This is a genomic window from Rhodococcus cerastii (assembly GCF_033042195.1).
Classification (GTDB): domain Bacteria; phylum Actinomycetota; class Actinomycetes; order Mycobacteriales; family Mycobacteriaceae; genus Rhodococcoides.
The window spans coordinates 393121-418860 of record NZ_JAWLKF010000002.1 but is presented as its reverse complement, the minus strand read 5'-3'; the positions used below and the strand labels follow the sequence as shown (position 1 = coordinate 418860).

32 protein-coding genes and 1 tRNA gene are annotated in these 25740 nt (G+C 63.8%); 8 read left to right on the top strand and 25 right to left on the bottom strand.

Annotated features, from left to right (window positions below):
• Nucleotides 1-22 precede the first annotated feature (22 nt).
• A complete protein-coding gene (locus tag R3P93_RS06315; protein WP_317532693.1) occupies nucleotides 23-1534 on the top strand; it encodes a dolichyl-phosphate-mannose--protein mannosyltransferase in 1512 nt (503 codons plus the stop codon).
• Between the two features lie 4 nt (nucleotides 1535-1538).
• On the opposite strand, the gene R3P93_RS06310 is transcribed toward R3P93_RS06315, so the two are convergent.
• The 3 genes from R3P93_RS06310 to R3P93_RS06300 form a co-directional block, all read right to left on the bottom strand.
• Nucleotides 1539-1961, bottom strand: coding sequence for a DoxX family protein (locus tag R3P93_RS06310; protein ID WP_068049787.1), 423 nt, complete (start codon nucleotides 1959-1961; stop codon nucleotides 1539-1541).
• Between the two features lie 66 nt (nucleotides 1962-2027).
• Nucleotides 2028-2396 carry a GntR family transcriptional regulator gene (locus R3P93_RS06305; RefSeq protein WP_068049785.1) on the bottom strand — a complete coding sequence of 123 codons (369 nt, stop codon included), beginning with the start codon at nucleotides 2394-2396 and terminating at the stop codon, nucleotides 2028-2030.
• A gap of 10 nt (nucleotides 2397-2406) precedes the next feature.
• Entirely contained in the window at nucleotides 2407-3075 is a 669-nt protein-coding gene (locus R3P93_RS06300; protein WP_068049783.1) for an NAD(P)H-binding protein, read from the bottom strand.
• A gap of 62 nt (nucleotides 3076-3137) precedes the next feature.
• On the opposite strand from R3P93_RS06300, the gene arsC reads away from it, so the two are divergent.
• Nucleotides 3138-3485, top strand: coding sequence for an arsenate reductase (glutaredoxin) (arsC, locus tag R3P93_RS06295; protein ID WP_068049781.1), 348 nt, complete (start codon nucleotides 3138-3140; stop codon nucleotides 3483-3485).
• Between the two features lie 4 nt (nucleotides 3486-3489).
• On the opposite strand, the gene R3P93_RS06290 is transcribed toward arsC, so the two are convergent.
• Nucleotides 3490-4728 (bottom strand): arginine deiminase, encoded by a 1239-nt coding sequence (locus R3P93_RS06290; protein WP_068049779.1) that lies wholly within the window; start codon nucleotides 4726-4728, stop codon nucleotides 3490-3492.
• A gap of 64 nt (nucleotides 4729-4792) precedes the next feature.
• Between R3P93_RS06290 and soxR the strand changes: the two genes are divergently transcribed.
• Entirely contained in the window at nucleotides 4793-5293 is a 501-nt protein-coding gene (soxR, locus tag R3P93_RS06285) for a redox-sensitive transcriptional activator SoxR (protein WP_094639555.1), read from the top strand.
• Here soxR and R3P93_RS06280 read toward each other — a convergent pair.
• The 13 genes from R3P93_RS06280 to R3P93_RS06220 form a co-directional block, all read right to left on the bottom strand.
• Entirely contained in the window at nucleotides 5209-6111 is a 903-nt protein-coding gene (locus tag R3P93_RS06280; protein ID WP_094639554.1) for an SDR family oxidoreductase, read from the bottom strand. The two genes, soxR and R3P93_RS06280, sit on opposite strands and share 85 nt — an antisense overlap.
• A gap of 75 nt (nucleotides 6112-6186) precedes the next feature.
• Complete coding sequence (locus R3P93_RS06275) at nucleotides 6187-6357, bottom strand: hypothetical protein (protein ID WP_176460553.1); 171 nt, start codon at nucleotides 6355-6357, stop codon at nucleotides 6187-6189.
• Nucleotides 6358-6416: 59 nt separating this feature from the next.
• On the bottom strand, nucleotides 6417-7091 hold the full coding sequence (locus tag R3P93_RS06270) for a ScbR family autoregulator-binding transcription factor (RefSeq protein WP_068049771.1): 675 nt from the start codon (nucleotides 7089-7091) through the stop codon (nucleotides 6417-6419).
• 188 nt (nucleotides 7092-7279) lie between these two features.
• A complete protein-coding gene (locus tag R3P93_RS06265; protein WP_269594642.1) occupies nucleotides 7280-7714 on the bottom strand; it encodes an effector binding domain-containing protein in 435 nt (144 codons plus the stop codon).
• Entirely contained in the window at nucleotides 7714-8166 is a 453-nt protein-coding gene (locus R3P93_RS06260; protein WP_269594641.1) for a GyrI-like domain-containing protein, read from the bottom strand. Before R3P93_RS06260 ends, R3P93_RS06265 begins: the two co-directional genes overlap by 1 nt.
• Nucleotides 8167-8624: 458 nt before the next feature.
• Nucleotides 8625-9434: a glycosyltransferase family 2 protein gene (locus R3P93_RS06255; RefSeq protein ID WP_269594640.1), complete on the bottom strand. Its 810-nt coding sequence runs from the start codon at nucleotides 9432-9434 to the stop codon at nucleotides 8625-8627.
• Between the two features lie 145 nt (nucleotides 9435-9579).
• Entirely contained in the window at nucleotides 9580-10224 is a 645-nt protein-coding gene (locus R3P93_RS06250) for an acyltransferase (RefSeq protein WP_269594639.1), read from the bottom strand.
• Nucleotides 10221-11063, bottom strand: coding sequence for a glycosyltransferase family 2 protein (locus R3P93_RS06245; protein WP_269594638.1), 843 nt, complete (start codon nucleotides 11061-11063; stop codon nucleotides 10221-10223). The genes R3P93_RS06250 and R3P93_RS06245 overlap by 4 nt, the downstream gene beginning before the upstream one ends.
• A 351-nt stretch (nucleotides 11064-11414) precedes the next feature.
• Nucleotides 11415-11487: transfer RNA gene (locus R3P93_RS06240), tRNA-Ala, on the bottom strand.
• A 55-nt stretch (nucleotides 11488-11542) separates the two neighbouring features.
• Nucleotides 11543-12412 (bottom strand): divisome protein SepX/GlpR, encoded by an 870-nt coding sequence (gene sepX / locus R3P93_RS06235; RefSeq protein WP_269594637.1) that lies wholly within the window; start codon nucleotides 12410-12412, stop codon nucleotides 11543-11545.
• A gap of 149 nt (nucleotides 12413-12561) precedes the next feature.
• Entirely contained in the window at nucleotides 12562-13209 is a 648-nt protein-coding gene (locus tag R3P93_RS06230) for a GNAT family N-acetyltransferase (protein WP_037191969.1), read from the bottom strand.
• A gap of 71 nt (nucleotides 13210-13280) precedes the next feature.
• A complete protein-coding gene (glp, locus tag R3P93_RS06225; protein WP_032395737.1) occupies nucleotides 13281-14540 on the bottom strand; it encodes a molybdotransferase-like divisome protein Glp in 1260 nt (419 codons plus the stop codon).
• Between the two features lie 33 nt (nucleotides 14541-14573).
• A complete protein-coding gene (locus R3P93_RS06220) occupies nucleotides 14574-15527 on the bottom strand; it encodes a UTP--glucose-1-phosphate uridylyltransferase (RefSeq protein ID WP_037192236.1) in 954 nt (317 codons plus the stop codon).
• Nucleotides 15528-15634: 107 nt separating this feature from the next.
• On the opposite strand from R3P93_RS06220, the gene R3P93_RS06215 reads away from it, so the two are divergent.
• From R3P93_RS06215 to mscL, 4 genes are all read left to right on the top strand, one after another.
• Nucleotides 15635-16228 (top strand): 5-formyltetrahydrofolate cyclo-ligase, encoded by a 594-nt coding sequence (locus R3P93_RS06215; protein WP_317532632.1) that lies wholly within the window; start codon nucleotides 15635-15637, stop codon nucleotides 16226-16228.
• A gap of 153 nt (nucleotides 16229-16381) precedes the next feature.
• Nucleotides 16382-16726, top strand: a complete 345-nt coding sequence (locus R3P93_RS06210) for an FmdB family zinc ribbon protein (RefSeq protein WP_094639550.1) — start codon at nucleotides 16382-16384, stop codon at nucleotides 16724-16726.
• Nucleotides 16727-16815: 89 nt separating this feature from the next.
• Complete coding sequence (locus R3P93_RS06205) at nucleotides 16816-17478, top strand: SAF domain-containing protein (protein ID WP_269594635.1); 663 nt, start codon at nucleotides 16816-16818, stop codon at nucleotides 17476-17478.
• 43 nt (nucleotides 17479-17521) lie between these two features.
• Nucleotides 17522-17995, top strand: coding sequence for a large conductance mechanosensitive channel protein MscL (gene mscL, locus R3P93_RS06200; protein WP_037191966.1), 474 nt, complete (start codon nucleotides 17522-17524; stop codon nucleotides 17993-17995).
• 112 nt (nucleotides 17996-18107) lie between these two features.
• On the opposite strand, the gene R3P93_RS06195 is transcribed toward mscL, so the two are convergent.
• From R3P93_RS06195 to R3P93_RS06160, 8 genes are all read right to left on the bottom strand, one after another.
• A complete protein-coding gene (locus R3P93_RS06195; RefSeq protein WP_269594634.1) occupies nucleotides 18108-18551 on the bottom strand; it encodes a hypothetical protein in 444 nt (147 codons plus the stop codon).
• 124 nt (nucleotides 18552-18675) lie between these two features.
• Nucleotides 18676-19476 carry an MspA family porin gene (locus R3P93_RS06190; RefSeq protein WP_283347124.1) on the bottom strand — a complete coding sequence of 267 codons (801 nt, stop codon included), beginning with the start codon at nucleotides 19474-19476 and terminating at the stop codon, nucleotides 18676-18678.
• A gap of 564 nt (nucleotides 19477-20040) precedes the next feature.
• Complete coding sequence (locus tag R3P93_RS06185; RefSeq protein WP_283347125.1) at nucleotides 20041-20244, bottom strand: hypothetical protein; 204 nt, start codon at nucleotides 20242-20244, stop codon at nucleotides 20041-20043.
• 8 nt (nucleotides 20245-20252) lie between these two features.
• Entirely contained in the window at nucleotides 20253-20750 is a 498-nt protein-coding gene (locus R3P93_RS06180; protein WP_037191958.1) for a MogA/MoaB family molybdenum cofactor biosynthesis protein, read from the bottom strand.
• 89 nt (nucleotides 20751-20839) lie between these two features.
• Nucleotides 20840-22360: a S1C family serine protease gene (locus R3P93_RS06175; RefSeq protein ID WP_283347126.1), complete on the bottom strand. Its 1521-nt coding sequence runs from the start codon at nucleotides 22358-22360 to the stop codon at nucleotides 20840-20842.
• Between the two features lie 101 nt (nucleotides 22361-22461).
• Nucleotides 22462-23913, bottom strand: a complete 1452-nt coding sequence (locus R3P93_RS06170; protein ID WP_149405599.1) for a HAMP domain-containing sensor histidine kinase — start codon at nucleotides 23911-23913, stop codon at nucleotides 22462-22464.
• Nucleotides 23913-24599 carry a response regulator transcription factor gene (locus R3P93_RS06165; protein WP_032395747.1) on the bottom strand — a complete coding sequence of 229 codons (687 nt, stop codon included), beginning with the start codon at nucleotides 24597-24599 and terminating at the stop codon, nucleotides 23913-23915. Before R3P93_RS06165 ends, R3P93_RS06170 begins: the two co-directional genes overlap by 1 nt.
• Before the next feature lie 55 nt (nucleotides 24600-24654).
• Nucleotides 24655-25269: a trimeric intracellular cation channel family protein gene (locus R3P93_RS06160; protein ID WP_283347127.1), complete on the bottom strand. Its 615-nt coding sequence runs from the start codon at nucleotides 25267-25269 to the stop codon at nucleotides 24655-24657.
• A 112-nt stretch (nucleotides 25270-25381) separates the two neighbouring features.
• On the opposite strand from R3P93_RS06160, the gene R3P93_RS06155 reads away from it, so the two are divergent.
• Entirely contained in the window at nucleotides 25382-25672 is a 291-nt protein-coding gene (locus R3P93_RS06155; protein WP_283347128.1) for a PASTA domain-containing protein, read from the top strand.
• Nucleotides 25673-25740: the final 68 nt, after the last annotated feature.

Here is a 25740-nt window from a genome sequence, read left to right as displayed (position 1 = left end):
TGAGCGCTCCGGCGACCGGTCGATGGTCAGTCCCGGGCCCACCGTTGCCGCGCGCGACTGGTTCCACGACACCGATGCCCGCCGCGGGTGGATCGTCACCATCGTCATCACCGTGATCTGCGCGATCACGCGCTTCACGATGCTGCGATACCCCACCGACGCCGGAACCCCGGTGTTCGACGAGAAGCACTACGCCCCGCAGGGCTATCAGGTACTCACCGGCGGCGGGCTCGAGGACAATCCGGCCTACGGGCTGGTGGTGCATCCGCCGGTCGGCAAGCAACTGATCGCCATCGGTGAGGCGCTGTTCGGCTACAACGGCTGGGGTTGGCGCTTCTCTTCGGCCGTGGCCGGAACCCTGTTGGTGCTGTTGGTCATTCGAATCGTGCGACGCCTCGCCCGATCGACACCGGTCGGGGCTATCGCAGGCATTCTGCTCATCGTCGACGGCGTGACGTTCGTCAGCAGCCGCATCGGCATGCTGGACATCTTTCTCGCGCTGTTCGTCACCGCTGCGCTGGGTTGCTTGGTCGTCGACCGCGACGACATCCGACAGCGTCTGTCGAGGGTGCGCGCCGAAGGTCGAATGGACGTCAGCGTGCTCGGTCCGCGAATGGGTGTGCGGTGGTGGCGATTCGGAGCCGGCATCATGCTGGGACTCGCCTGCGGCACCAAGTGGTCGGGTCTGTACTTCATCGCATTCTTCGGATTGTTGAGCGTGGCATTCGATGTGGCGGCACGCCGCGCATACGGAGTTCGACGCCCGTGGCGGGGAACGGCGTTGCGCGACATCGGGCCTGCCCTGTACGCGCTGGTGGTCGTTCCGATTGCCGTGTATCTGATGACCTGGTGGGCGTGGTTCACCTCCGAGACCGGCGTGTATCGACACGAGGTCGGCAGTGGCGTCGGAGCGGGAGGTCCGTTCTCGTTCGTGCCCGACGCGTTGCGGTCCCTGTGGTTCTACAGCAGCAGCGTGCTGCAATTCCATGAGGGACTGACGAACTCGGCGGGCAACCGACACCCGTGGGAATCGAAGCCGTGGACCTGGCCGATGGGTCTGCGCCCGATGTTGTACTACTTCGCCGACGGCGAGAACGTGTCCGGTTGCTCGGCGTCCTCGTGTGTCAAAGCGATCATGCTGATCGGCACGCCCGCGATGTGGTGGCTGGCCCTACCGATGCTGGCCTGGGTGATCTGGTCGGTGTTCGTCCGACGCGACTGGCGTTACGCCACAGTGCTCGTCGCGTACTCCGCAGCACTGCTGCCGTGGTTCACCACACTCGACCGACAGATGTACTACTTCTACGCGGTGGCTCTGGCACCGTTCATGGTGATGGGCTTCGCGTTGGTGCTGGGCGACATCATCGGCAAAGCCACCGCATCGGCCGAACGGCGAGGTACGGGACTGCTACTGGTGTCCCTGTACCTCGCCGTGGTGATCGCAAACTTCGTGTGGCTGTGGCCGATTCTGACCGCAATGCCGATCACGCCGGAGATGTGGCAGCAACAGTTGTGGCTGCCGAGCTGGCGCTGAGCGTTTATGCAAGCAGCGCAGTCTTGCCCTTGGTGAGTCCGTCGATGCTGATGCGTCCGGCACCGAAAGCGGCGAGCAGCAGCGCGCCGACCCCGAGAGCGACGACCAGTTCGTAGCCGTTGTCCGCAGCGAACACGCCGTTCTCGAAGTGCACGAAGACGGCCGCACCGAGCATGTTCAGAAACAGCAGCAGGCCGGCGACCGGAGTGAAGATGCCCAGCACGAGCGCGCCGCCGCCGACGAGTTCGACGAATGTGGCGAAATAGGCGGACGCCGTCGGCAGCGGAATGTTCATCATCTCGAAGCTTGCTGCGGTGCCGTCGAGGCCGTAAGTGTTGAGCTTCTGCCAGCCATGGGCGATGAAAACGATACCCAGGCCGATTCGAGCTACGAGGGCAACGACGTCGCGTACGACGGTGGAGTTCATGAAACATCCTTCTGACAGGGCTACACGGGCAGCCCTACCCTGACAGAAGTAGGTTGAAGCGTCAACTTAACTGCCGTTCGCACCCTTGAGGGCAGATTCGAGGAACGATCGAGCCTGATCGTCGTCCAGCCCGATGGACCGGACCGTCCTGACGAACTCCGTCGCCGCCCGGGCCGCGATGTCGCGCGACGGATCGCCGCCCGACGCGACGAACGAACCGGACCGGCCCCTCGTCTCGATGATTCCCTGCTGCTCGAGCTCCCGGTAGGTCTTCGCCACCGTGTTCGGTGCGATCTTGAGTTCCTCGGCCAGACCCCTGACCGTCGGGATCTTGGTACCGGCGATGAGATCGCCCGATCGCACCAGCCCCAGAATCTGCATTCGTAGCTGCTCGAACACCGGGGTGGTGTTCGACGAATCGATGTGTACGCGCACGGTCGATGCCCTATCCGAGCGCGTCGACTGCGTCGACGATCGAAGTCGGCCCGGACGTCAACATCAGCGTCTTGCGCACGGCCGAGCCGGTATCGAGCAACTGCGCGATCACCGCGGCCACATCGGCGCGGGTCACCTCACCCGAGTCCAGCGGCGGCTCGGTCAGCGATACCGAGCCGGTGGGGTCCTCATCGGTCAACTTGCCCGGACGCAGAATCGTCCAGTCCAGTCCACTTCTTGCCGAAACATCCTCTTCCGCAGCAGTTTTGGCCTCGATGTACGCCTTCCAGCCGGCATCGAGATCCTCGGCGACCGGCTCCCCGGCACCGAACGAGCTGATCAGCACGTAGCGCCGAACGCCTGCCTTCTCTGCCGCATCGGCCAGCAGCACTGCGCCGGCACGATCGACCGTGTCCTTGCGCTCGGGACCGCTGTTCGGGCCCGCACCTGCAGCGAACACCACCGCGTCCGCGTCGGCGAGCAGGGCAGCAACCTCGTCGACGGAGGCCGATTCGAGATCGATCACCTGCGGCAGCGCGCCCAGCGCGGTGACGGCATCGACGTGGTCGCTGTTACGAATCAGCGATACCGCACGATCTCCGTGCGCCGTGAGCACCTGAGTCAGATGTTGCGCGATCTGGCCGTGGCCACCTGCAATGACAATGCGCTTGTCGGTCATAACCACTCCCGTTCCTGACGTGAATCTGTCGGGGTGGCTACCCGCGTGGCAGGATTGCAAACATGACTGGCTCGGCGACCATCTACCACAATCCCCGGTGCAACACCTCTCGTACGGTCCTCAAAGCAATCGAGGAAACCGGTGTGGTGCCGCGGGTGATTCGGTACCTCGACTCGCCTCCCACCGAGGAGGAACTGCGCGCTCTGCTTGCCGACGCCGGACTCGAACCGCGTCAGGCCATTCGAACTCGCGAGAGCATCTACAAGGAACTGGGGCTGGCAGGCGCGGACGCCGACACGCTGATCGCGGCGATGGTCCAGCACCCGATACTCATCGAGCGCCCGATCGTGGTGACCGACAAGGGCACCGTGCTCGCCCGCCCGGCCGACAAAGTACAGACCGTGCTGTAGAGCGCTACAACCTCTCGCGCGACACTGGGCACGACATGCATCGGGGGCCGCCTCGCCCCGAACCCAGTTCCGATCCGGAGATCCGCAGCACCTCGATGCCCGACGCCTCCAGCCGTGCGTTCGTTTCGACGTTGCGCTCGTACGCGACGACGACTCCCGGCGCAATGGCGAGCGTGTTGTTGCCGTCGTCCCATTGTTCGCGCTCGGCGGTGACGTGATCGAGTCCGGTATCGATCAACCGCAGCTTGCCGATGCCCATCGCATCGGCGGCCGCCTCGAGGAACGGGTCACCGCCGCGGATGGTGACCCCTGCATCTTCGCGGTGAATGGTGAACGCGGACAACGTGTCCTGAATCGCCGGGTACATCACCACCGCGTCGGTATCGACCATGGTGCACACCGTGTCCAGATGCATGGACGCGCGCTCCTGCGCGATCGGCACCACCAGCACACTGTGCGCCAAATCGTCCTCGAACAGGCTGCGCGCCAACGCTTCTGCGCCTGCGGGTGTGGTGCGCTCGCCGACTCCGACTGCCACCACACCCGGAGCGAGCAACAGCACGTCGCCGCCTTCGACCGGAGCGGTCCGCGACTCGTACGCGCGCCGCACGCCGCGAAACATCGGATGGAATGCATAGATCAGATCGGTCAGCGACGTCTCCCGCACACGGGCAGGCAGCGCCAGCGAGGTGATCGCCACTCGGTCGTCTATCCAGAACGACGAGTCGCGGGTGAACAACAGGTTCGGCAGCGGGTCGATGACGAAGTCCCCACCGTGATGCATTCGCCGAACCAGCGATGCCCCGCTCGGTTGCGGGTCCCCCGTCTCCGCCTCGAGCAACTCGTCGAAAGTCATTCCTGCCATGAGGATCTGCGCCAATTCGGCCGCGGGCACACCCCGCAGATGTTGGGCGAGGTCCTCGGCGAGCGACCGGCCGAGCCGTCGGGCATCGACGGCGGCGGAGATACCTTGCATTCGCGCTGCGCCGCTGACCGTCATGGCCTCGGTGAGAAGTTCGCCGAGGAGCAGCACCGTGACCCCTCGACCTCGCAGGAGATCGGCGAACGCGTCGTGCTCGTCCTGTGCGCGATCGACCCACGGCAGACCGTCGAACAGCAGCTGATCGTTGTTGCGCGGTGTGAGGCGTCGAAGCTCGTCTCCCGGCCGGTGCAGCATGACGGTGCGCAGCACCCCTACCTCGGAGTCGGCACCCAACGGGCCCGCAACCGCATCGACACTCATGAACGAACGGTAATCCCATTCGCCTGCCGCCGCTGGGATCAGGACCTGAAGTATTGTCGAGGTCGTGCCGATGCCCGAGTGGAACGTCCGAGAACTGACTCCCGGCCAGCTGTCCGAGCGCAGCGGAGTTGCGGTCTCGGCCTTGCACTTCTACGAGAAACAGGGGCTGATCAGCAGTCGCCGAACCTCGGGAAATCAGCGCCGATTTCATCGCGAAACTCTGCGCCGGGTTGCCTTCATCCGGATCTCGCAGAAGGTCGGGATCCCACTGGCGAACATCCGGCAGGCGTTGAGCGAACTACCGGACGAGCGGACTCCGACACGCGAGGACTGGGCCAGGCTCTCGACGCAGTGGCATCGCGAACTCGACTCTCGGATAGAGCAATTGATCCGGCTTCGGGACAACTTGACCGGGTGCATCGGGTGCGGTTGCCTGTCGCTGGCCGGCTGCGCATTGGTCAACCCACACGACGAACTGTCCTACTCGGGGCCCGGTGCGCGCACACTGGACGTCGATTTCGACGAACCCTCGACTCGACGCGGCTCGAGCAGCTTGGAGAACTGATCGTTCGCCTTCTGCAGTACGAATTCGTAGGGCGGGGCGAATTTTCTGGCGACCCAGTACCCGAACCGGATGTCGTTGGAGGAGTAGACGAGGTACTTGCGCTTGGCAATTCCGGCGAGAATGGCATCGGCGACAACCGAGGGTTCCACGGCACGCTTCTCGAACCGGTGTTGCAACTTCTGTACCCGCGGATCGTCACGATCGACGCCGGCGATCTGAAGCGTCTGCACCAGCCCGGTCTTGACGCCACCGGGCACCACCAGGCTGACGCCGATTCCGTGGCGCTTGAGGTCGTATTTGAGTACTTCGGAGACTCCGCGCAGGCCGTACTTGCTGGCGCTGTAGGCAGCGTGCCACGGAAGGGGAATCAATCCGGCGGCGGACGAGACGTTGACCAGATGGCCACCCCGTCCGGCGTCGATCATCGGAGGTAGGAACTTCTCGATGATGTGAATAGGCCCCATCAGATTGACGTCGACCATCGACTTCCAGTGCCGGTGTTCGAGATTCTCGACGGTTCCCCATGCGGAGATGCCGGCAACGTTCATCACGACGTCCAGGCTCCCGAACTCGGCGTGAATGTCGTCCGCGAACGCGGTGACGGCCTCGAAATCGGACACATCGAAGGGCAACGAGTGACTGACGGTACCGCCCGCGCGACCGACCAGGTCCACCGTCTCCGCCAAACCGGTGCCGTTGATATCGGTCAGGAAGAGTTCCGCTCCCACTCCTGCAGCAGCGATGGCCGTTGCCCGACCGATTCCGCTGCCTGCTCCAGTGATCAACGTCTTCTTACCGCGCAGATCGTATGTAGCCATCGAAGCTTGTAACCCCCACCGGTTGCCACGTGTCAGTTCGATTTCGACCCTACGCGGTGACGACCGGGAGGGTTGTCACAATCTTTGCGACATCTCGTCTCGGTAGTCGGCGATGGTGCGCTCGATTCGCGCAGCATCGTCGTCGGCACCCTGTTTGCGTGCGTCGTCTGCGCGCTGCTGCAGGGTTCCGATCGCTTTCCGGAGTTCGTTGTCCGACATCCGAGGCCGGTGCACAGTGTGTTCCATGTCACACAGTGTGCCCGGCAACCGGGTGTGCGGCAAGCACCCCGAGATCACGGAATTTCTCAGACTGTGACAGATGCCGACGTGATGCTCTCGCGCACGAAACTGGACAGACTCCGCGCCGCGAATTCGCGGAAGTAGGCAAGTTTGTCAGCGGGCACCAGCGACGGGAGGACCGTGTTCCAGACCTTCTCCATGCGCGAGGGGGCATCCTCCAGCCGGGACTGCGCCTCGGACACCATCAGAACTCCGGCGAGCATCTCGCACACCAGCAGCGCCGCGTTGCCCGCATCCAGATGGTCGGCGACGTCACCGTGCTCGATTGCCCGCTCGAAGAGGTGCTCGAAGATGTTTCCCCAGGTACCGAACACACTGCCGCGGGCGGTGTCGGATCCGTCGATCTCCATCTGCAACCGGTACATGACGCGCACCAGGGGATCCGATGCGGCGAGTTCGAGTACCGAATACGAGATTCCGATGACGGACTCGAGAGCCGGGCTGCGACTGTCGACCAAGCCGGCGCACGCAGTGGACACGCGATCGTGCCCCTCGTCGACGATCGCACGCGCCAGTTCTTCCTTGGACGCGAAATGGAAGTACAACGCACCCTTGGTCACACCGGACTGCGCTGACACCTGACTCAGCGTGGCATTCGCATGCCCCACCTCGAGGAAGAGATCTGCTGCAGCGCGCAGTGCGGCCGCTCGTGTTGCTTCTGCCCTGAGTTGTCGCACCATGTTGGAACACCCCTGCTCTGTCGACCTTGCAATGACATCGACGCTCTGTACGCGCTGGCCATCCGTCGGCCGATCGAGGTGAACTGGAATTCACTTCGCCATATCGGACTGTCAGCGCTCGCCTATAGTAACCGGTTCGGTGGCGACTTTGTGATTCGAAAGTGACAATTGCATGAAGAACGGCTCGTTTACAAAACGATTGAAATGAAAAGTTCCACTTCTCCAGCATTCGTAACGACTTCGACTTCCTCTTTGTAGGCGCGAAATATCGATCCGGACATAACGCACTCGTCGACCTGAGCCCACACGTCCTCGATCGGATCCGCCAGAGCGCCGCTGGGCACGAACACTGCGAACACGCCGGTCGGTACCGAGACGAACACATCCCCGACGGCGACGTCCCCGGGCGAGTCCACCGAGACGGCGACCACGGCATTGACGGTGCCGTGCGGATCCGGGACGTACACCGTGCTCACCTGGGTTGCGTCGATATGCTTCTCGCGCACCCGATCTCGTAGGAATCGCATCCACTCGCTGCCACTCGATTCCGCGCCGGGCTCCACGCGCGGAGCCACCAACCCACTGAACAGCTCTGCGCTGCGTGCCGTGACGCGGAAGGTCATCACGAACCGCCGGGCGTAGTGATCGCCAGATAGAGGTCGATCTTGTACGCGTGCGGATAGCACTCGTAATCGCCGGTGAACGATCGCACGATATCGCCCTGCTCTTCGGCATGATCGATCTGAGTCCACAATCGGGTGAGAACCTCGGGGAAATACCCCACCGCAGAAAAACGCGCATATTTCGCCGCGGGCACTTTCGCAACCAGATGTCCGCGCGCGACTTGACCGAGCGAAGAACACAGATAACCGACTACCTGCGTATTGTAAGAGCCGATACCGGGGGCGAAGTCGGTGTAAATGGAAGCGAGCGGACCGGAGGTCTCCTGATTGAGAACTGCGGACCACGCTTGATCGAGTGCCGGGTCGTTGAGGCGTCCCAGCGCCCGTTTGGGGCTGCGAACGGGAAGACCCGCGACCCACGTTTCAGCGAGGTCGACGATCTCGAACGACATTCACACTCCGTAGAGAAGTTGCAGGGGCAGATCCTGTGCTCGGAACCGGCCCGTTCACAATATCGCCCGTCAATCTACCGGCGCGACTGGTAGGTGGATCGTCAATCGATCAACCATACTTCGCACCCGTTTCGATCGCCGCAACAGCTGTCGCCGACGGTTCCTCCTCCCGAGATCACGAGGTGGCGTCGGAGCGCCCCGACTGCCCTACCTCGTCGTACGTCCTGTCGTGCACACTCGATTTCAGCACCGGTAACTCGACCCGTGCCTGCACCTGTCGAATACCCGAAACACGAAAACCGGTACGGACCGTCGATCCCTCGAAAGACCCGTTTCCGTGGCCTTGCATTCCCTTGCGACAAACGGATGAATTGTCTACGAATTCATTTTCCGCGCGCCGCGGCAGCATAACTCTCGTCGCGAATACCTGACAGATCGCGCATGGATGTATCGCCCGCTCAGGAATGCGAGACCGGGAGAATCCGAGATTCGCACGAGGACAGAATTCGTGTCAGTGGCCAATGCGCCGTGTGCAGAACCAGGTCCGAGATCAGCAATCTGCGCAACCAACCACCGGCCAGCCCATGATGGGCCCATGTGCGATACGAGCTCTGGACGTAGTGCCGGTATTCGAGCGGCGGAGTCAGTAGCCGACGCCCGGACACCTTCACGCGCATGGGCTCGATCTCCGCGATCCGCAGACCGACCTTGTTCAGACACAGCGACAGATCGATGTCCTCGTGCAGGTCGGTACGCAGGCTCGTGCGACCGCGAACGGCTTCCCACGCGGATCTGCGGACAGCGAAATTGTTGCCCGATGCGGCAGAAACCCACCGCTCGGAGGGCCTGTTTCGCACGGAACGGTCGACGAACGCCCGGTACGGTCGCGCCCACGGGGAGTCGTAGAGGTAGATCGGCCCGGTGACTGCGACATAGTCGAGTCGCCGATCGAAGAAGTCGAGTACCGAGTCGACCCAGCCGGCCTCGACTCGGGTATCGGCGTCGATGCGGCCGATGATCGATCCGCAGGCGTGATCGAAACCGGCGTTGCGTGCGTGCACGACGCCACGCTCGGACTCCCTCAGCAGAATCACCTGCGGAAATCGCCGCGCGTATTCTTCGACGATGACTGCGGTGTCGTCGGTCGAATTGTTGTCGACGACAATGATTTCGTGAATGCGTTCGCGCTGAACGAGCAATGCATCCAGGCATTCGCGCATGTGAGCCGACTCGTCGAACGCAGGCACAACAATGGAGAGAGTATTCACAACGCCAACCCCCGACACATTTTTGGCAATCGTGTAGCTCGACACCCTTACACGGTGAACGCATTCGATTTCGAGCCGCGGACGTTCACGATGCTACATCATTACTTCAAGAAAAGAACCCGTCGAATTATTCGGACTTTATGAATCAGAATTCAGAATTCGGAAGAAGTATCAATCTCTGCATTGCCTCCCGATCACGAAAATCGGCGTTGTCCCCGATCCACTGCTCCGCTGCGGGAAGGTCGTTCAACTCTCGGCGACGGCGCGCCGGAGACCCGACGTACACACCGTCCGGTTCACAATCTTGCGTCACCAGCGAGTTCGCCCCGATGATGCATCCGGCACCGATGTGCACGCCCGGCATGACGACCACGCCGGACCCGATCCACGCTCCTGGACCGATCACCACCGACTCTCCTCGCAATGCGCCTGCTCGATGATGCGACGGCCCGGTCTCGTGAGTACTGGTGAGGATGCGAACGTGATCCGCGATGAAGACGTGATCACCGATCACGATGTCGGCGACGGTGTCGAAGTAGCAGCCGAAGTTCACGAACACACCGGTGCCCATCCGAACCGATGCGCGTCCCTGAATCATGGAACCGCCGTACATCAGGCACGGACCGGTTGTCCGCAGCCCCGCAGGCCGCAGAACGGATGCGCGCAGCACCGCAGGTAGCAACGGCACGTTCGCCAACGAGACGATGGTTGCCTGACGCATCTGAAACAGTGCCCAGCGGACGTCCGACGGGTTGCGCATCCAACCGCGGATACGCGAGTCGGCCGTCACGCGGCGGCTCGCATCCGTTCGTCGGACTCGGCACGATCGTCGACCGGTAGAGCACGGCACGGCACTGCTGCGAACAGTCGCGAGATCGGCCACCGCAGTGTGTGCATCAGCCAATCCATGGTCACGATGCGACCGAGTTTGCGCGATGCGAGACCGTGCGCCTGGTACGAGCGATACCCCGCCAACGCGTAGTGGACGTATTTCACCGGCGATGTCGTCGCGCGCCTACCGGACACTGCGGCCTTCATCCACCCGTTCTGGGCGACAGGCAGATGCTCGGCGGCCAGGCACAGGCACAGGTCGATGTCTTCGTGGACGCAGGTTCGTTCACTGACCGCACCGCGAACCGTGCGCCAGGCGGATGCGCGGATCGCGAAGTTGTTGCCCGATACCGCCAGGGCCGAGCGCACCGACGGCTCACGCCGTTCGGCGCGCGAGTGCATCCACGCCAGAGGTCGAGCCCAGGGTGATTCGTACAGGAACGTCCGGCCACCCGTGGCAGCGACGGTGGCGTGCTCGTCGAAGAAATCGACGACCGAGCGCGCCCACCCGGGTCGAACACGGGTATCGGCGTCGATTCGACCGATGATCGACGAGTCGACCAGGTCGAATCCGGTATTGCGAGCATGGACAACGCCGCGATTGGGCTCGTGCACCAACACGACCTTGTTCGTCATCGCGCGAATGTCGTTCACCAGCTCGAGCGTGCCGTCGGTCGACCCGTTGTCCACGACGACGATGCGGTCGATATCGTCGCCCTGATCGAGTAGCAACGTCAAGCATTCGCCCAGATGATCGACCTCGTCGAGCACCGGAATTACCACGCTCAGAGTGTTCATTTCGATCCCCTGACAAATATCGACAATCCAATTCTGCACAGCAACGTCTTCGAACCTACCACATGTTCCGGTAATTGCCTAAAGCTGTCCGAATTGCATATCCGCAGCTCACCGCCCTGAAAGATTCCCGAAGTCGAGTCGCGCCGCCCCAAGCAATCGAATCGCAGGTTTCGCGTGGCAATTCTGCAATCGGGGTTTATCGGGTCGCGACTTCGAGAATCGAATCCCGAACCGACCACCTAGTTCGGTCGATCCAAATGCATTCAGAATTCACTTGGCGGTCACATTCGCTCCGCCGTTGCCGGACAACAAAAAACCGCCACTCGCAATGAGTGACGGTTTTCGTAACGGTGGAGCTGAGGGGAATCGAACCCCTGACCTTCTCGATGCGAACGAGACGCGCTACCAACTGCGCCACAGCCCCTTTGCCGTCATGCCGACCGGCTGGGTAACTCTAGCAAAGCCGCTCCGGGCGGTAGCTACGCGCCCTGGGCTCTGCGCATGTCCCGGTCCTCGTCACGACGTGCCTGGAACGGCTCCTCGTAGTGATCGAGATGCTCGAATTCGGGATCCTCGTCATCGATCTCGAGTACCACCGCGCCGGGGCGACGCAATCGTTGCGGGACGAGCTCGAGCTCGTCGTCGGTTTCCGATTCCACGCCCAGACGGGATCGGCCCATCCGGGTGAGCCGACGGCGGCGTACCTCTTCCTCGATCTGCACCTGACGACGCAAGTAGTACAGGTAACCGACGAGGACGGCGACGGACAGTCCACACAGCCACCAGACCGTCGGGGAGATGATGAAGGCCAGGGCGGCGGTGGTGATCGCCGCGAACACCAGCCCCAGCACTGCGCGCTGCCGAAATGCGTATCGCGCGGCCCGGGCGATCGCGTCGGCCTCGGGATCGAAGCCGCCGCGACCGCGTCGGCGAGGGACGAAATCGTCGTCGACGACACCGGGTTCGTGCGCGGGCGAGCTTCCACGCGGTGCATCCGTGTCCGGTGCCTCGCGATCGAGGTCGCTGTCTGCTGCGTGAGTGTCCATCGGGTCCTCCGCGGTACCGGGTAGATCGGGTGAGTCTGGACGAACAGTCGCAATCGTGGGACCGAAGATCTCGCGGGCCGGCGCGGAGACTCGCAGGTCGTCCTCCGGTCGCCAGTCGGGATCACTGCGGTGCCCGGTCGCGGGGCCGCGCTGCTTTCGCTTCGTGCCACCCCGATGCAGCACGCGCGTGGCGAGCGCAGCGTCCGTGGTCTGCATGATCTGCGGACGCTTGGTCATCAGCATGGGCAGAAGAACGAAGAGCCAGACGGCAACGAGACCGATCCAGATGATCGAGTTCGGCATCGGCGTTGTTCTCCTCCCTTGGGCGACGGCGACAGTGAAAGACGTCCTCAGGCTATGCGGAGGAGGTACGAGAACGATGCAGACGCGCCGACCCGAATTACACTCCTGTCACTTTGACAACACGAGTGCCCGTGCCGCAGCAGCGGGAATCAGGCCCACGCAGCCCGACCCGCGCGAACCAACCGATCGACGACGGTTCCCTGCACCTCACCCGAGGTGATCGCGACGAGCTTGTGATCGCGCCATTCGCCGTCGACGTCGAGGTACTTGTAGAGCAGTCCTTCTTCGCGGAAACCGACATTGCGCAGCACCGCCTGGCTGGCAAGGTTCTCCGGTCGCACCGTCGCTTCGACGCGATGGAGTCCGACGGGACCGAAGCAGTGATCGAGCCCGAGCGCCAGAGCCGCGGTCGCCACGCCCTTGCCGTTGACTTCCTTGGACACCCAGTACCCGATCCAGGCCGATCGAAGTGCGCCCCGCACGATGTTGCCGGTGGTGATCTGGCCACAGAATTCGCCGTCGACCTCGATGACCAGCGGCAGCATGTGTCCCTTGCGCGCTTCGGATTTGAGCCCCGAGCACAGGCTCGGCCACGAGGAGATGTGATGCCGTGAGTTCCAGCTGCCTTCCCCGCTGGGCTCCCAGGGTTCGAGGTGGGCGCGATCCGCGGTGCGAATCCGACTCCAGGCGGCCGCGTCGCGCATCCGCACCGGCCGCACCGTGACGGTTCCGCCGGCCACTCTCACTGGACCCAATTTCGCCGGCCAACCTGGGTGGCTCGACCACGTTCGCGGCATCCGTCGATCGTATGCGCTCCGCCCAGTGGTGCGCTTAAGTGCCCAGGCGGCACTCGACCGCACCACTGGCGTCAGCCTCGTTGAGCGAGGAACGAGACCTTCACTTCTTCGCCGGTTCGGATTTCGGTGACCTCGGGATCGATGACGACCAGGCAGTTCGCCTCGGCGAGTGTCGCGAGCAGGTGCGAGGACGATCCGGGTGCACCGCCGAGCGCCTGAACCAGGTATTCACCGGTTCCCTCGTCGCGCATGAGCTGGCCGCGGAGAAATCCCTTACGGTCCTCGATCGAGGTGATCGGCGCGACGGTTCGTGCGGTGACGGTCCGACGCATCGGCTGCCGTCGACCCAGAGCGATGCGAATCAGCGGACGCACCATGACCTCGAACACCACGAGCGCGCTGACGGGGTTGGCCGGCAACAGAAAGGTGGGTACCTCGTCGCGTCCGAGTTGACCGAAGCCCTGGACGGATCCGGGGTGCATGGCAACTCGCTCCACTTCCATGTCGCCGAGTTCGCCGAGCGCCTCACGCACACCGTCCGATGCACCGCCGCCCACCGCTCCGGCGATGACCACGATCTCGGATCGAATCAGCTGACCCTCGACCACCTCGCGCAGTCGCTTGGGATCGGTGCTGACGATCCCGACGCGGTTGACGTCGGCTCCGGCGTCGCGCGCCGCGGCGGCCAGAGCGTAGGAGTTGACGTCGTACACCTGACCGGGCCCCGGGGTCCGATCGGTGTCGACCAATTCGCCGCCCACGGAGATGACCGAGAGCCGCGGCCGCGGATGCACCAGCACCTTGTCGCGCCCGACGGCAGCGAGCAGACCGACCTGAGCTGCGCCGATGATCGTGCCTGCGCGAACCGCCACGTCACCGGGCTGCACGTCGTCGCCGATCTTTCGGACGTAGTCGCCCGAGCGCACCGGACGGAACACCTTGACGCGGGCCCGACCGCTATCGGTTCTGTCCAGGGGCAACACCGCGTCGGCCAGTGTCGGCAGCGGCGCGCCTGTGTCGACTCGCACTGCCTGACGCGGTTGCAACCGGATGGGTTGACGCGAACCGGCGGACACCTCGCCGACGACGGGAAGCGTCAGATCGATGCGTTCGTCGTCCTCGTTGCGCAGGTCGGTGCCCGCGGCGGCCACATCGACGCTCCGTACCGCGTAGCCGTCGATCGCTGCCTGGTCGAAACCGGGAAGGGGACGCTCGGTTACCACTTCTTCTGCACACAGCAGGCCCTGTGCTTCCGAGATGGCGACCCGAACAGGCCGTGGAGCCACCGCCGCGGCGGTCACCCGGGTCTGCTGATCTTCGACCGAGCGCATCTGGCCCTTCCTCTATGGCATCGACCCGCGATGCTATTCGTACGTGGTCAGTTCCGGTGCCCAGCTGTCGCTCAAGCGTTCGTTCAGCCATTCGCGCAGGGCTGGGCCGTAGTCGTCACGTTGTAGAGCAAAGTCAACCGCAGCGCGCAGGTATCCCCCGGGATTTCCGAGGTCGTGTCTCGATCCGCGGTGCACCACCACGTGCACGGGATGGCCTTCTTCGATGAGCAACGCGATGGCGTCGGTGAGCTGCAGCTCGCCGCCGGCACCGGGCTTTATCCGTCGCAGAGCGTCGAAGATCGCACGGTCGAGCAGGTAGCGGCCCGCCGCGGCCAGGTTGGACGGGGCGTCCTCCTGCTTGGGCTTTTCGACCATTCCGGTGACCTTGAGGACGTTCGGGTTGACCGCGTCGGGCACGATCTCGACGGAGAAGACGCCGTAGGAGGAGACCTTGTCGTCGGGAACTTCGATGGCGCACAACACCGAGCCACCGCGCTTGGCGCGCACGCGGGCCATGACGTCGAGCACACCGCGGGGCATCACCAGATCGTCGGGAAGCAGAACGGCGACGGAATCCTCGTCGTCGTCGAGGACTTCCTCGGCACAGGCGACGGCATGCCCGAGTCCGAGCGGCTCGTGCTGAATGACCGACTGGACGTCGAGCAGACCGGGGGCGACCCGCACCTTCTCGAGCATCTCGAGCTTGCCGCTGGCCTCGAGCTTGTTCTCGAGGACGAGATCCTCGACGAAGTGGGCGACGACGCCGTCCTTGCCGGGGGACGTGACGATCACGAGTCGCTGCGCGCCGGAATCTGCGGCCTCGCCTGCGACGAGCTCGATACCGGGAGTGTCGACCACCGGAAGCAGTTCCTTCGGAACGGTTTTCGTGGCCGGCAGGAACCGGGTACCCATGCCCGCTGCGGGAACGATGGCCGTGCGGAAATGCACGGGCGTGGCGGCGGTCGTCGCTGTAACGGCTTCTGTCATGGTGCTCACCCTATCCATGGTTTCTGGTGATCTGCTCGCCGTGTGCTGCGTTTTACCCCCGAGTGCATATCGTTGAACGACTGCACACGAAGGGAGGACGAATCGTTGTGACCGTTCCCGAATTCACGGAGAACACGCCCAAGGATCGATGGCGAAAGTATGTTCTCGCCGAACGCCGACTGCTCGACGGTGCGCAACGCGCAATGGAGTCCTCTGCACTCTGTCACGTCCTCGGCGAATTGGCTGCCGAACACCCCGTCGTCGCCGCGTACGTTCCGGTCGGCCGGGAGCCGGGTTCGATCGAGATGCTCGACGCGATGGCCGCGGCCGGGTCGGTCGTTCTGCTTCCGAGTGCGCACGAGCCGGGGCTGTTGCGCTGGGTTCGATACGCCGGGCGTGAGTCGTTGGTGACGGCACCGTTCGGGTTGTTGGAACCGTCGGGACCGACGCTCGATCCCGACGCGGTGTCGGAGTGCACTCTGGTTCTCGTTCCGGCGCTGGCCGTGGACCGGAACGGAAACAGGCTGGGCCGAGGCGCAGGCTTCTACGATCGAACTCTCGACCTGTGCAGACCCGACGCGATGCTGGTCGCGGTGGTGCGCGAGAGCGAAGTGGTCGATCGTCTACCTGCCGAATCGCACGACAGACCGGTGACACACGTGCTCACCGCCGGCGGGCTCGTACGCTTGAGTACGGAATAACGCTAGGATTCGATTCGTTGGCACTCCTGACTGTAGAGTGCTAATGCTCTCCCCAGTTTCGACAGTTTCGACGAACAGACAAGACACCGGCGGTGTTCGGCCTCGGCCAGCAGAGCGGCGAATTTCCTCGGTGACCAGCGCGGAGGAAACACGATGCCCACTTACTCATACGCATGCACCGAGTGCGACAACCGCTTCGACATCGTTCAGTCCTTCACCGACGACACACTGACGGTGTGCCCCGCGTGCTCGGGCAAGCTTCGCAAGCTGTTCAACTCCGTCGGCATCGTCTTCAAGGGCAGCGGCTTCTACCGCACCGACAGCCGCGGCGGCTCCAGCACCTCCAGCGAGGGCGCAGGCGAGAAGAAGTCCGATGCGGCAGCCACGAAATCGGACAGCAAGACCGACTCGAAGCCCGCCGAGAAGAAATCTTCGGATTCGTCGTCGTCGAGCAGTTCCTCTTCGTCTTCGACCACGAAAGCTGCTGCCAGCCAGTAGTTTTCCGCTTCATCCACAGGCCGGGCCGTTATCCACAGCCCGGCCTTTTCGGTGCCTGTTCCGGCTCGGGCAGCGATACCGTTTGCGCCATGGCTGCCGGCAAGAATCGACTCGACTCGACGCTGCTCGATCGCATCACCCTGCGTCCGGCATGGGTCGGATCCACGAAATTCAGGCGGATCGCGGCCGGGGTTCTGGTCGCGGTTGCACTGGTGCTGTTCCTCGACGACGCCGCCGGCGACGACCGAGTGCGGGTGATCACGGCCGGACGCGACCTGACACCCGGCACCGTACTGACGCAGGCCGATATCGCCGTCGCTGAGTGGGACGGGGCGAACGTCCCCGAGGGCGCACTCGTCGAATCCGAAGCCGTGGACGGCCAGACCCTCACCGGGCCGGTCCGAGCGGGCGAACTGCTCACCGACGTGCGACTGCTCGGATCTCGGACCGCCACGACGACGCTGGGGACCGAGGCACGCGTCGTACCGGTGCATCTCGCCGACGCTGCGGTGACCGACCTGCTACGTGAAGGTGATCGCGTCGACGTGTTGACGGTCGAGTCTCAGGACGACCCGAATGCGGTGCCCGCGGCACGGGTGCTGGCGTCGGGAGCGATGGTTGTGCTCGTCTCCGCCGACGCCGGTGGCAATCGGCAGCGAGACCGAGTCGTCTTGCTGGCCCTACCGACGAACGACGCGACGACGGTCGCGGCAGCCTCTTTGGTCAGCGCGCTCACGGTCACCCTGCACTAACGTCTTTCGAGACAGAACAAACCGAACGTTGGGAGAAGGGCTCATGCTGAAGGGCTTCAAGGACTTTCTACTCCGCGGCAACGTGGTGGACCTCGCAGTCGCCGTCGTCGTCGGCGCAGCATTCACCGCAATCGTCACCGCATTCACGACGAACGTCATCAACCCCCTTGTCGCTGCCCTCGGTGGCAGCAACGAATACGGGTTCGGGTTTCAGATCACGTCGTCGCCGGAATCGTTCGTCAACGTCGGTGCCGTCATCACCGCGATCATCAACTTCGTCATCATCGCGGCGGTCGTCTACTTCGTGCTGATCCTCCCGGTGAACACGGCGAAGAAGCGCTTCGTGAGCCAGCCGGAGAAGGAACTGAGCGACGTCGACGTGTTGGTGCAGATTCGCGACATCCTCGCGGGAGGAACCGCAGCGGGACAGAAACTGTCGACCGCGGCCGACACCACCGGCGGTAGCGGCGAGGCCATGGACGCAGCCCCGGACCTCGGCAAACATTCCAAGGACTGACGCCGGTCTGCTTCACGAATGAATGCGCCAGTGACGCAATCTGATTGCGTGAATGGCGCATTCATTCGTTGGTGGGGCGGTGATGGGACAGGCCAAGCGGGCCGGCACGCGATCAGTTGGTGAAGGTGGTAAGTGGCAACGCGTCGAGGGTGATCGTCGTGCCGTCGGCCTCGCACGCCGACTTCACGGCTGCGCCATTGTCGACGAACGCCTTGCCGGATGCGCTGTCGGTCTCCGACAGTTCGAGGGTGTCGTCGGGTAGGGCTTCCACGAACGTGGTGGATGCGGACGCAACATCACCGGAAGCCGTTCCGGGCACCGACTTCAACGCGTCGACGGCAGCCTGCTTGTCAGCCGTCCACTTCTCGATGTTGGCTGCCGATCCCGGTCCCGCGGTCACCAGGCCGACAAACGTATTGTGGTCGGCAGCGAAAGTGTTGCATGCATCGGTGTTCTGACCGGTGGCAGCCTCGTCACTGCTACTGCAGCCGGTGACCAATCCGAGAGCTGCAACGGCTCCTGCTGCGAACACTGTGAGCCGGGCTTTGCGATGCATCACTACTTCTGAGCCTTTCCGTAGCGTCGAAATATGCTTGTCTCGAACATAGTTCAGGCCCGCACGGAGTATCCGTGCGGGCCTGAACCGGAGGAACTAGCGAACCAGAATCAACCGAACGAGATCAGTTGAGGCGAGTTGCCGGGCCGTAGGTGGTGATCGAGTCACCCTTGGCGCTGAGCAGGGTGACGTACGGACGGACCGTGACGTTGCCCAGGATGCCCGTTGCGGTGCCGTGGACGCCAGCGAGCTGGATGGAGCCCTGTGCCCCTGCTGCGTCACCCTCGGTCTTGGAGATGTTCGCCTCTTCGTTGAAGGTGGCGATTGCACTCTCGGACTGAACGACGCCGCCGCCGGGAGCGAGATCGATGGTCGCAGTTGCCTGCGGGATCAGCTGGACGCCGACGTCGAGTCCGCTGCCCGAGGTGGCCTCGCTCGCGATGGGCAAAGAACCGAAGTCAGGAAGCTCGCCATCGGCACCCGGGAGCAAGTCTCCCAGCTCGCCCTCGAAGCCAACAGTGGACTCGTTGCCGCTGCTGATGCCGAGGTTCGCGGAAGGCGAAGCCCACTCGATGGACACGCCACCGTCGAGGCTCAGCGGGTAGCCGATCTGCAGGCCAGCGGTGAGGGTGCCCTCGAAGTCATCGGCTGTCGGTCCCTGAACATCGAAAGTCGCGCGGCCGTCGTAGAACCATTCGCGAGTCAGCGGGTTTCCATCGAGAGGCGCAACGCCGCTGACGAAGGAGTCGGACAGTGTCAACACCACGGTGTTTCCGTCGGCGTCAACGATCGACTTGGAGCTATCGACAGCGGCGGAAGCGGTTCCGGTACCGAGCACCAGGCCGACTACCGAAGCGCCGGCAGCAACTGCAACGCTCATGGACTTGAGTCCCCGGCTGCGCCGCGACTTCTGGATCTCCGTCATTTATTCCTCATCATGTTCAGTCCCAGTGCGGTGTCGCACGGGGAAGCTTGTGGCTTTCACCCTCGAACTAGATCGGACGCAACGATGCGTACGAGCCCGAGCCGGATGGAGCCGTGAAGGCCACATCCTCGATCCTGCAGTCCCGTGGTTGAGGGCGCGGTACCGGTCGGTCCCACGCCCTCGTTGTCGGAAGCTGAGGGGAACATTAGAGGAGATGCCTGATCGTGACAATCCCTACGGTTGCGAGCGGAATGTTGCTGTCGCGTGATGTGTTTCGGCGGCGTGAACAACTTTCACACCCGAATTGATGGTAACCCGCGTCACACCATCTCTCGATGACGCCAAACCGTTACACACGGGATCTCTGAGTAAAACTGCCCTGATATGGGCCGACGGTGATCTGAGCCTGACCGATACGGGCAAATCGTCGTACTTGCGAGCAATCGAAACGGGCGAAAATCATCCCCGCACACGGAGTCGACGCCCCGCTCGGCCGCTAACGACAGGTAAACGAGTGACTAACAAGTCTGTGATTCCGGACCGTAAAATGTGTTGTGGATCACATCAGAAGTAATGAGGTGGTCGCTGTTGCTTCAACCATTCGTCCGAGGACGGGCCGCCGGATTCGGCACCCGCACCGTCGCTTCGCTCGTCTCCGGTCGTCTCCGGCAGAACTTCACCGAAGATACGAGCGAGCCGGGCCCGTTCTGCTCGGGCCCGGCTCGCGTCGTCTTCGGCCGATCGATCGTCGTTCGGCTTTTCGCTCATCGCTATCGCTATGCGTCCAATCCGGACAGCTCGGCGATGACCTGACTCGCCAGCGGCGTCAGCGTCGCCATTCCGTCGCGAATCGCAGCCCGCGACGAGGCCAGATTGACCACCAGCGTGCTTCCGGACACACCGACCAGTCCACGGGACAGACCGGCGTCCAGCGAACCGGCTGCCAGTCCCGACGAGCGCAGTGCCTCGCTGATACCCGGAATCTCGCGGTCGAGCACCTCAGCGGTGACGTCGGGAGTGACATCGCGCGGCGAGACACCCGTGCCACCGATGGAGACCACCAGGTCGACACCGCCGATCACCGCGGTGTTGAGTGCATTCCGCACATCCACCTCGTCTGCCGTCACCGCGACGACACCGTCGACGAGGAATCCTGCCTCGGTCAGCAGTTCCGTGACGAGCGGGCCCTTCGAGTCCTTCTCGGTGCTGTGCGCTGTTCGGTCGTCCACGATGACGACCAACGCGCGCCCTGCCAGTGGTGCGTCGAGTTCCATACCGCTCACCGTAGTAGTAAGGCCTCCACCCGGCTCACGCTGTGCGTAAATCGTTGCAACCGTTCCGTGCCTGCCTGGTTCTCGTAACATCAGCGACCGCCCGGGAACGACGGAACCTGGAAGGGCAGTTGCTGTTCTTGCTGTTGCGTCTGAGTCTGGGCCGGGGCGGGCTCCGCGGTACCGAGCGTCACCGTCGCCGTCTTCTCGCTGCCGCCCTCGCTGTAGGTGACGGTGACGGAGTCTCCCGGAGCGTGCGAGCGCACCGCGGCGATCAACGCGTCACCGCTCGAGATGACGCGGTCGTCGAGCTTGGTGATCACGGCACCCGTCGGGATGCCTGCCGATGCGGCGGGGCCACCCTCGGTGACCTCGACGACGGTTGCGCCGTTGGCGTCGTCCTGCGACGGCACCTGCACCCCGATCATCGCCTGAGTGGCCTTACCTGTGGTGGTCAACTCGTCAGCGATGCGCTTGGCCTGATCCACCGGGATCGCGAACCCGAGCCCGATGGATCCGCTCTGGGCTCCGGATCCCTGGCTGCCGCCGATCGTGGCGATCGCAGTGTTGATGCCGATCAGCTGTCCGTCGGTGTTGACGAGCGCGCCGCCGGAATTACCCGGGTTGATCGCAGCGTCGGTCTGGATGGCGTCGATCACCGAGTTCTGGTTGCCGGACTCCCCCGAGGTGGACACCGGCCGATTCAGCGAGGACACGATGCCCGTGGTGACCGTTCCCGCGAGGCCGAGCGGAGAGCCGATCGCGACGACCTGCTGACCCACTTCGAGGTTCGACGACGAACCCAGCTCGATCGGCGTCAGGTTCGACTTGCCCTCGGCCTTGATGACGGCCATATCCGAGACCGAGTCGGCACCGACGATCGTCGCGTCGGCCACCGATCCGTCGGAGAACGCGACGGTGAGTTTGCCGTTGGCACCTGCACCCGTCGCGACATGGTTGTTGGTGAGGATCAAGCCGTCACTGCTGAGAATGACGCCCGACCCCTCGCCTTCCTCCTGCGAACCCGTCACCTGGATCTGCACCACACTCGGCAGGACCTTGTTCGCGACGGCCTGGACGGAACCGTCGGGGAAGTTGGCGGCCGGCTCTGCGGCGGTGACGGTGGAGTTCAACGAGTTGGTCACTCCCCCGCCGCCGTTGGCGTTGTTGGTCGCGATGGCACCGACTGCGCCGCCGATTCCGCCGCCGACCAGTACGAGGGCGATGGCACCGGCCACCAGCGCAGAACGACCCGAGCGAGTCTTCACCGCGGCAGGCGCAGAGTTGGATTGCGGTGCAACGTGTTGCGGCTGGGCGTGGGTGTGCTGGGCGGTCCGTGGGTCGCTCTGTTGACCGTACGGCCCGTAGCCGGGCTGGTAGGGGTTCTGTCCGTAGCCGGCGTACTGCTGCGGATAACCCTGCTGCGGGGGTTGTGTGCCGGCGTGCTGGGGGTTTACCTGCTGGGGGTTGGCATGCTGGGGGTTTACCTGCTGAGGCGGGTGCTGCTGGGTGGGGTAGCTCTGCTCGTCGCCGCGCGAAGCCCGGTCCGCCGGATGCTGCTCGCCACCGGCACCCTGTCCGGTCTGTTCGGATTCGTTACGGTCGTCGCTCATCGTTGTTGCTTCCTTCAGTAGAGACCTCGTCGTAGAGGTCCGCCCGCCTTCTTGCTACTCACTGTGCAGGGCGGTACTGAGAGGTCGCTGAGATCCGGCTATCAGTTTGCCGAGAGTGTCGTGGGATCGGGAGCACCCTCACCGGGCAACACGATTCGAATGAGGGCACCGCCGCGCTCGGACACCTCGACCCCGATGGTGCCGCCGTGCTTGACGACCACCTGTCGCACGATGGCAAGGCCCAGGCCACTTCCGGGCATGGAGCGTGATGCCGTGGAGCGGTAGAAGCGCTCGAACACCAACTCGCGATCTTCCTCGGGAATACCCGGTCCTGCGTCGTCCACCGTCAACTCGAGCAGACCATCGCCGATCTGCCGCATGGCGATTCGCACCTCACCGCCGCTCGGGCTCCACTTCGCCGCATTGTCGAGCACGTTCAGTACGGCCCTCGACAGTCCTGCTTGATCGCCGTAGACGAACCACGGCATCAGCGTCGCATCGAAGTCGATTTCGTTGCGACGGCGGCGTGCTCGCTCGAGACTGCGTTCGACGGCATCGGCCAGGTCGACTCGCTCGAACACCGTCTCCGGCGCATCCTCGCGCGCCAGATCGACCAGATCACCCACCAGGGTGGACAATTCCTGGATCTGCGCCACCACGTCGGTTCGGAGCTCGGCCATGTCCTCGTCCGGGATGGACGGGGCTCCGGGGCGTCCGGCCGCGATCAGCAACTCCATGTTGGTCCGCAGCGAGGTCAACGGCGTCCGCAGTTCGTGGCCGGCGTCGGCGACCAATCTGCTCTGCCTGCCTCGAGATTCGGCGAGCGCGCGGAGCATCGTGTTGAAACTCTCTGTCAGACGCGCCAACTCGTCGTCACCGGTCACCGGAATCGGTGTCAGGTCGTCGGTGCGCGCCACTCGTTCGGCGGCAGCCGTCAACCGGGCGATCGGGCGTAAACCGGTGCGTCCCACGGCCATACCAGCTCCAGCGGCCAGCACCACTCCGCACGCACCGACGATCAACAGCACCCATGCCAGACGGTCGAGTACTTGCCCGGTCGGCAGCAGTCTTTGTGCGACGACGAGAGTGCTGCCATCCTTGGTGCGTAGTGCGAGCACCCGTTGATCGTCGAGTGTGCGCAGAGACGATTCCTGTTGTCCGCTCACGACAGCGAGTTCGGCGTCGCCGATCGGCACCTTGGGCCCGGGCGGGTTGTAGCTGGACATGTCCGGGTAGATCAGCGCCACACTCACATCGGTGCTGTACAACGTGGCACCGGCAACGAAACGCGGGTCGTAGGACACCAGAGTCGACTCCGCCAAAGCCGATGCACGAGAACGCAATTGAGTGTCCACATCGCCGTACAGCGCCCGCGAGACAACCGTGTATGCGGCAATGGCCATGACAGCCACCGCAATTGCGACGACGGAGGCCGCGAGCAACGTCACCCGCCACCGCAGCGACACCGACCGTGTCAGGGGCATCGGTGGTCGCATCCCCGTCGGCGAGGAGCCGACACCGTCGGTCGACTTGCGCCCGAACGAAGCGACCATCACGGAGGCGTCTCGCGCAGGACGTAACCCACACCGCGAACGGTGTGGATCAGCCGCGACTCCCCCTCCGCCTCGGTCTTGCGCCGCAGGTAACCGACGTACACCTCGAGGGCGTTGCCCGACGTCGGGAAGTCGTAACCCCACACTTCCTCGAGGATGCGACTCCTGGTGAGCACCCGTCGCGGATTGGTCATCAGCATCTCGAGCAACGAGAACTCGGTCCGGGTGAGGCTGATCGAGCGTTCGGCGCGCGAGACCTCACGGGTGACCGGGTCCAACGACAGGTCCGCGAACGTCATGGTCTCCGAGTCGATGCCCGCTTCCATCGCGGTACGCCGAAGCAGTGCCCGCAGTCGAGCCAACAGCTCCTCGAGCGCGAACGGCTTGGGCAGGTAGTCGTCGGCACCGGCATCGAGGCCGGCGACGCGCTCGGACACCGAGTCCCGTGCCGTCAACACGAGAATCGGCAGGTCGTCGCCGACACTGCGCAATCGACGACACACCTCGAGACCGTCGAGCCGAGGCATCATCACGTCGAGCACCAGGGCATCGGGCCGCGCCGCCGCAACCTGCTCGAGCGCGTCGAGACCGTCGACCGCCAGGTCCACGGTGTACCCGTTGAACGTCAGCGACCTGCGCAGCGACTCACGCACCGCTCGATCGTCGTCGACCACCAATATCCGCATCCGTACAGTTTGTCCTGGTCGACTGAGATATGTCTGAGAGGGGTGCCCAATCCGACTACGGAGTGGGTAGGTGCTTGGCCAGCGGGAGGTTCCACTTTCGCCACAGCGCGAGCAGACGCAACCCCGTCGCGAGCAGTGTTCCCACGATCAGACCCACGTTCTCCGGCAGACCCGCAGCGTCGGCCAACACGACGGCCGACGCACCGAGCAGAGCCGGCAGCGCATAGAGGTCGCGGTGTAGCAGCAGCGGAACTTCGTTGACCAGAACGTCTCGGATCACGCCGCCCGCCACGGCCGTCGTCGTGCCGATGAGAGCTCCGGCCAACGCGCTACCTCCCGAAGCCAAGGCAATCGTCGCGCCGGTCGATGCGAACAGGCCCATGCCGAATGCGTCGAGCACCAGAACTCCGCGTCGCACCTTGCCCATCTGCCGATGCGCGACGAACACGACCAGCGAGGCCAGGAAGCCGACGGTGAGGTTCGGCCACGTGTCCAGGGACGTCGGCGGGTGGATGCCGAGCAGCAGATCGCGAATGATGCCACCGCCGATACCCGTCGTGATTCCGACGACGCACACCCCGAACAGATCCAACCGGCGATGCACTCCGATCAACGCACCGGAGGCCGCGAAGGCCGCGATACCGATCAATCCGAGCACGTCGAGAAGCATCGGACCAGCATGTCACGGCGCTGACAGGGATCTGACAGCAACATCCGAGGCCCGCCCCAGCATCGGCGAGCAGCTTTGAGACATAACCGATCACGACAACGAGGAGCACATCATGCGCAGTGGATTCAAGAAGTCGATCGCAGCCGTCGCAGCCGCCGCGGCACTCACGCTCAGTGGTGGAGCCGTCGCCAACGCGTCGACACCCGACAGCCGGATCGAGATCCCGGACGTCTACGACATGACCGCGACCGCAGCCGAACAGACCCTGGAGGATCTGGGCTTCACGACCGTCAACATCAAGGGATCCGACATCGACGGAACTGCGATCGGAACCAACTATCAGAAGGGCGTGGAGGTCGACAAGAACGCCGCCATTCTCGTGATCACAGGAAAGACCAGCTGACTCGACCGCGCGGTCCCGTCGTCGTCGGCGGCGGGACTGTCCGCGTTGTGGTTGCAGGCGATAGTCTC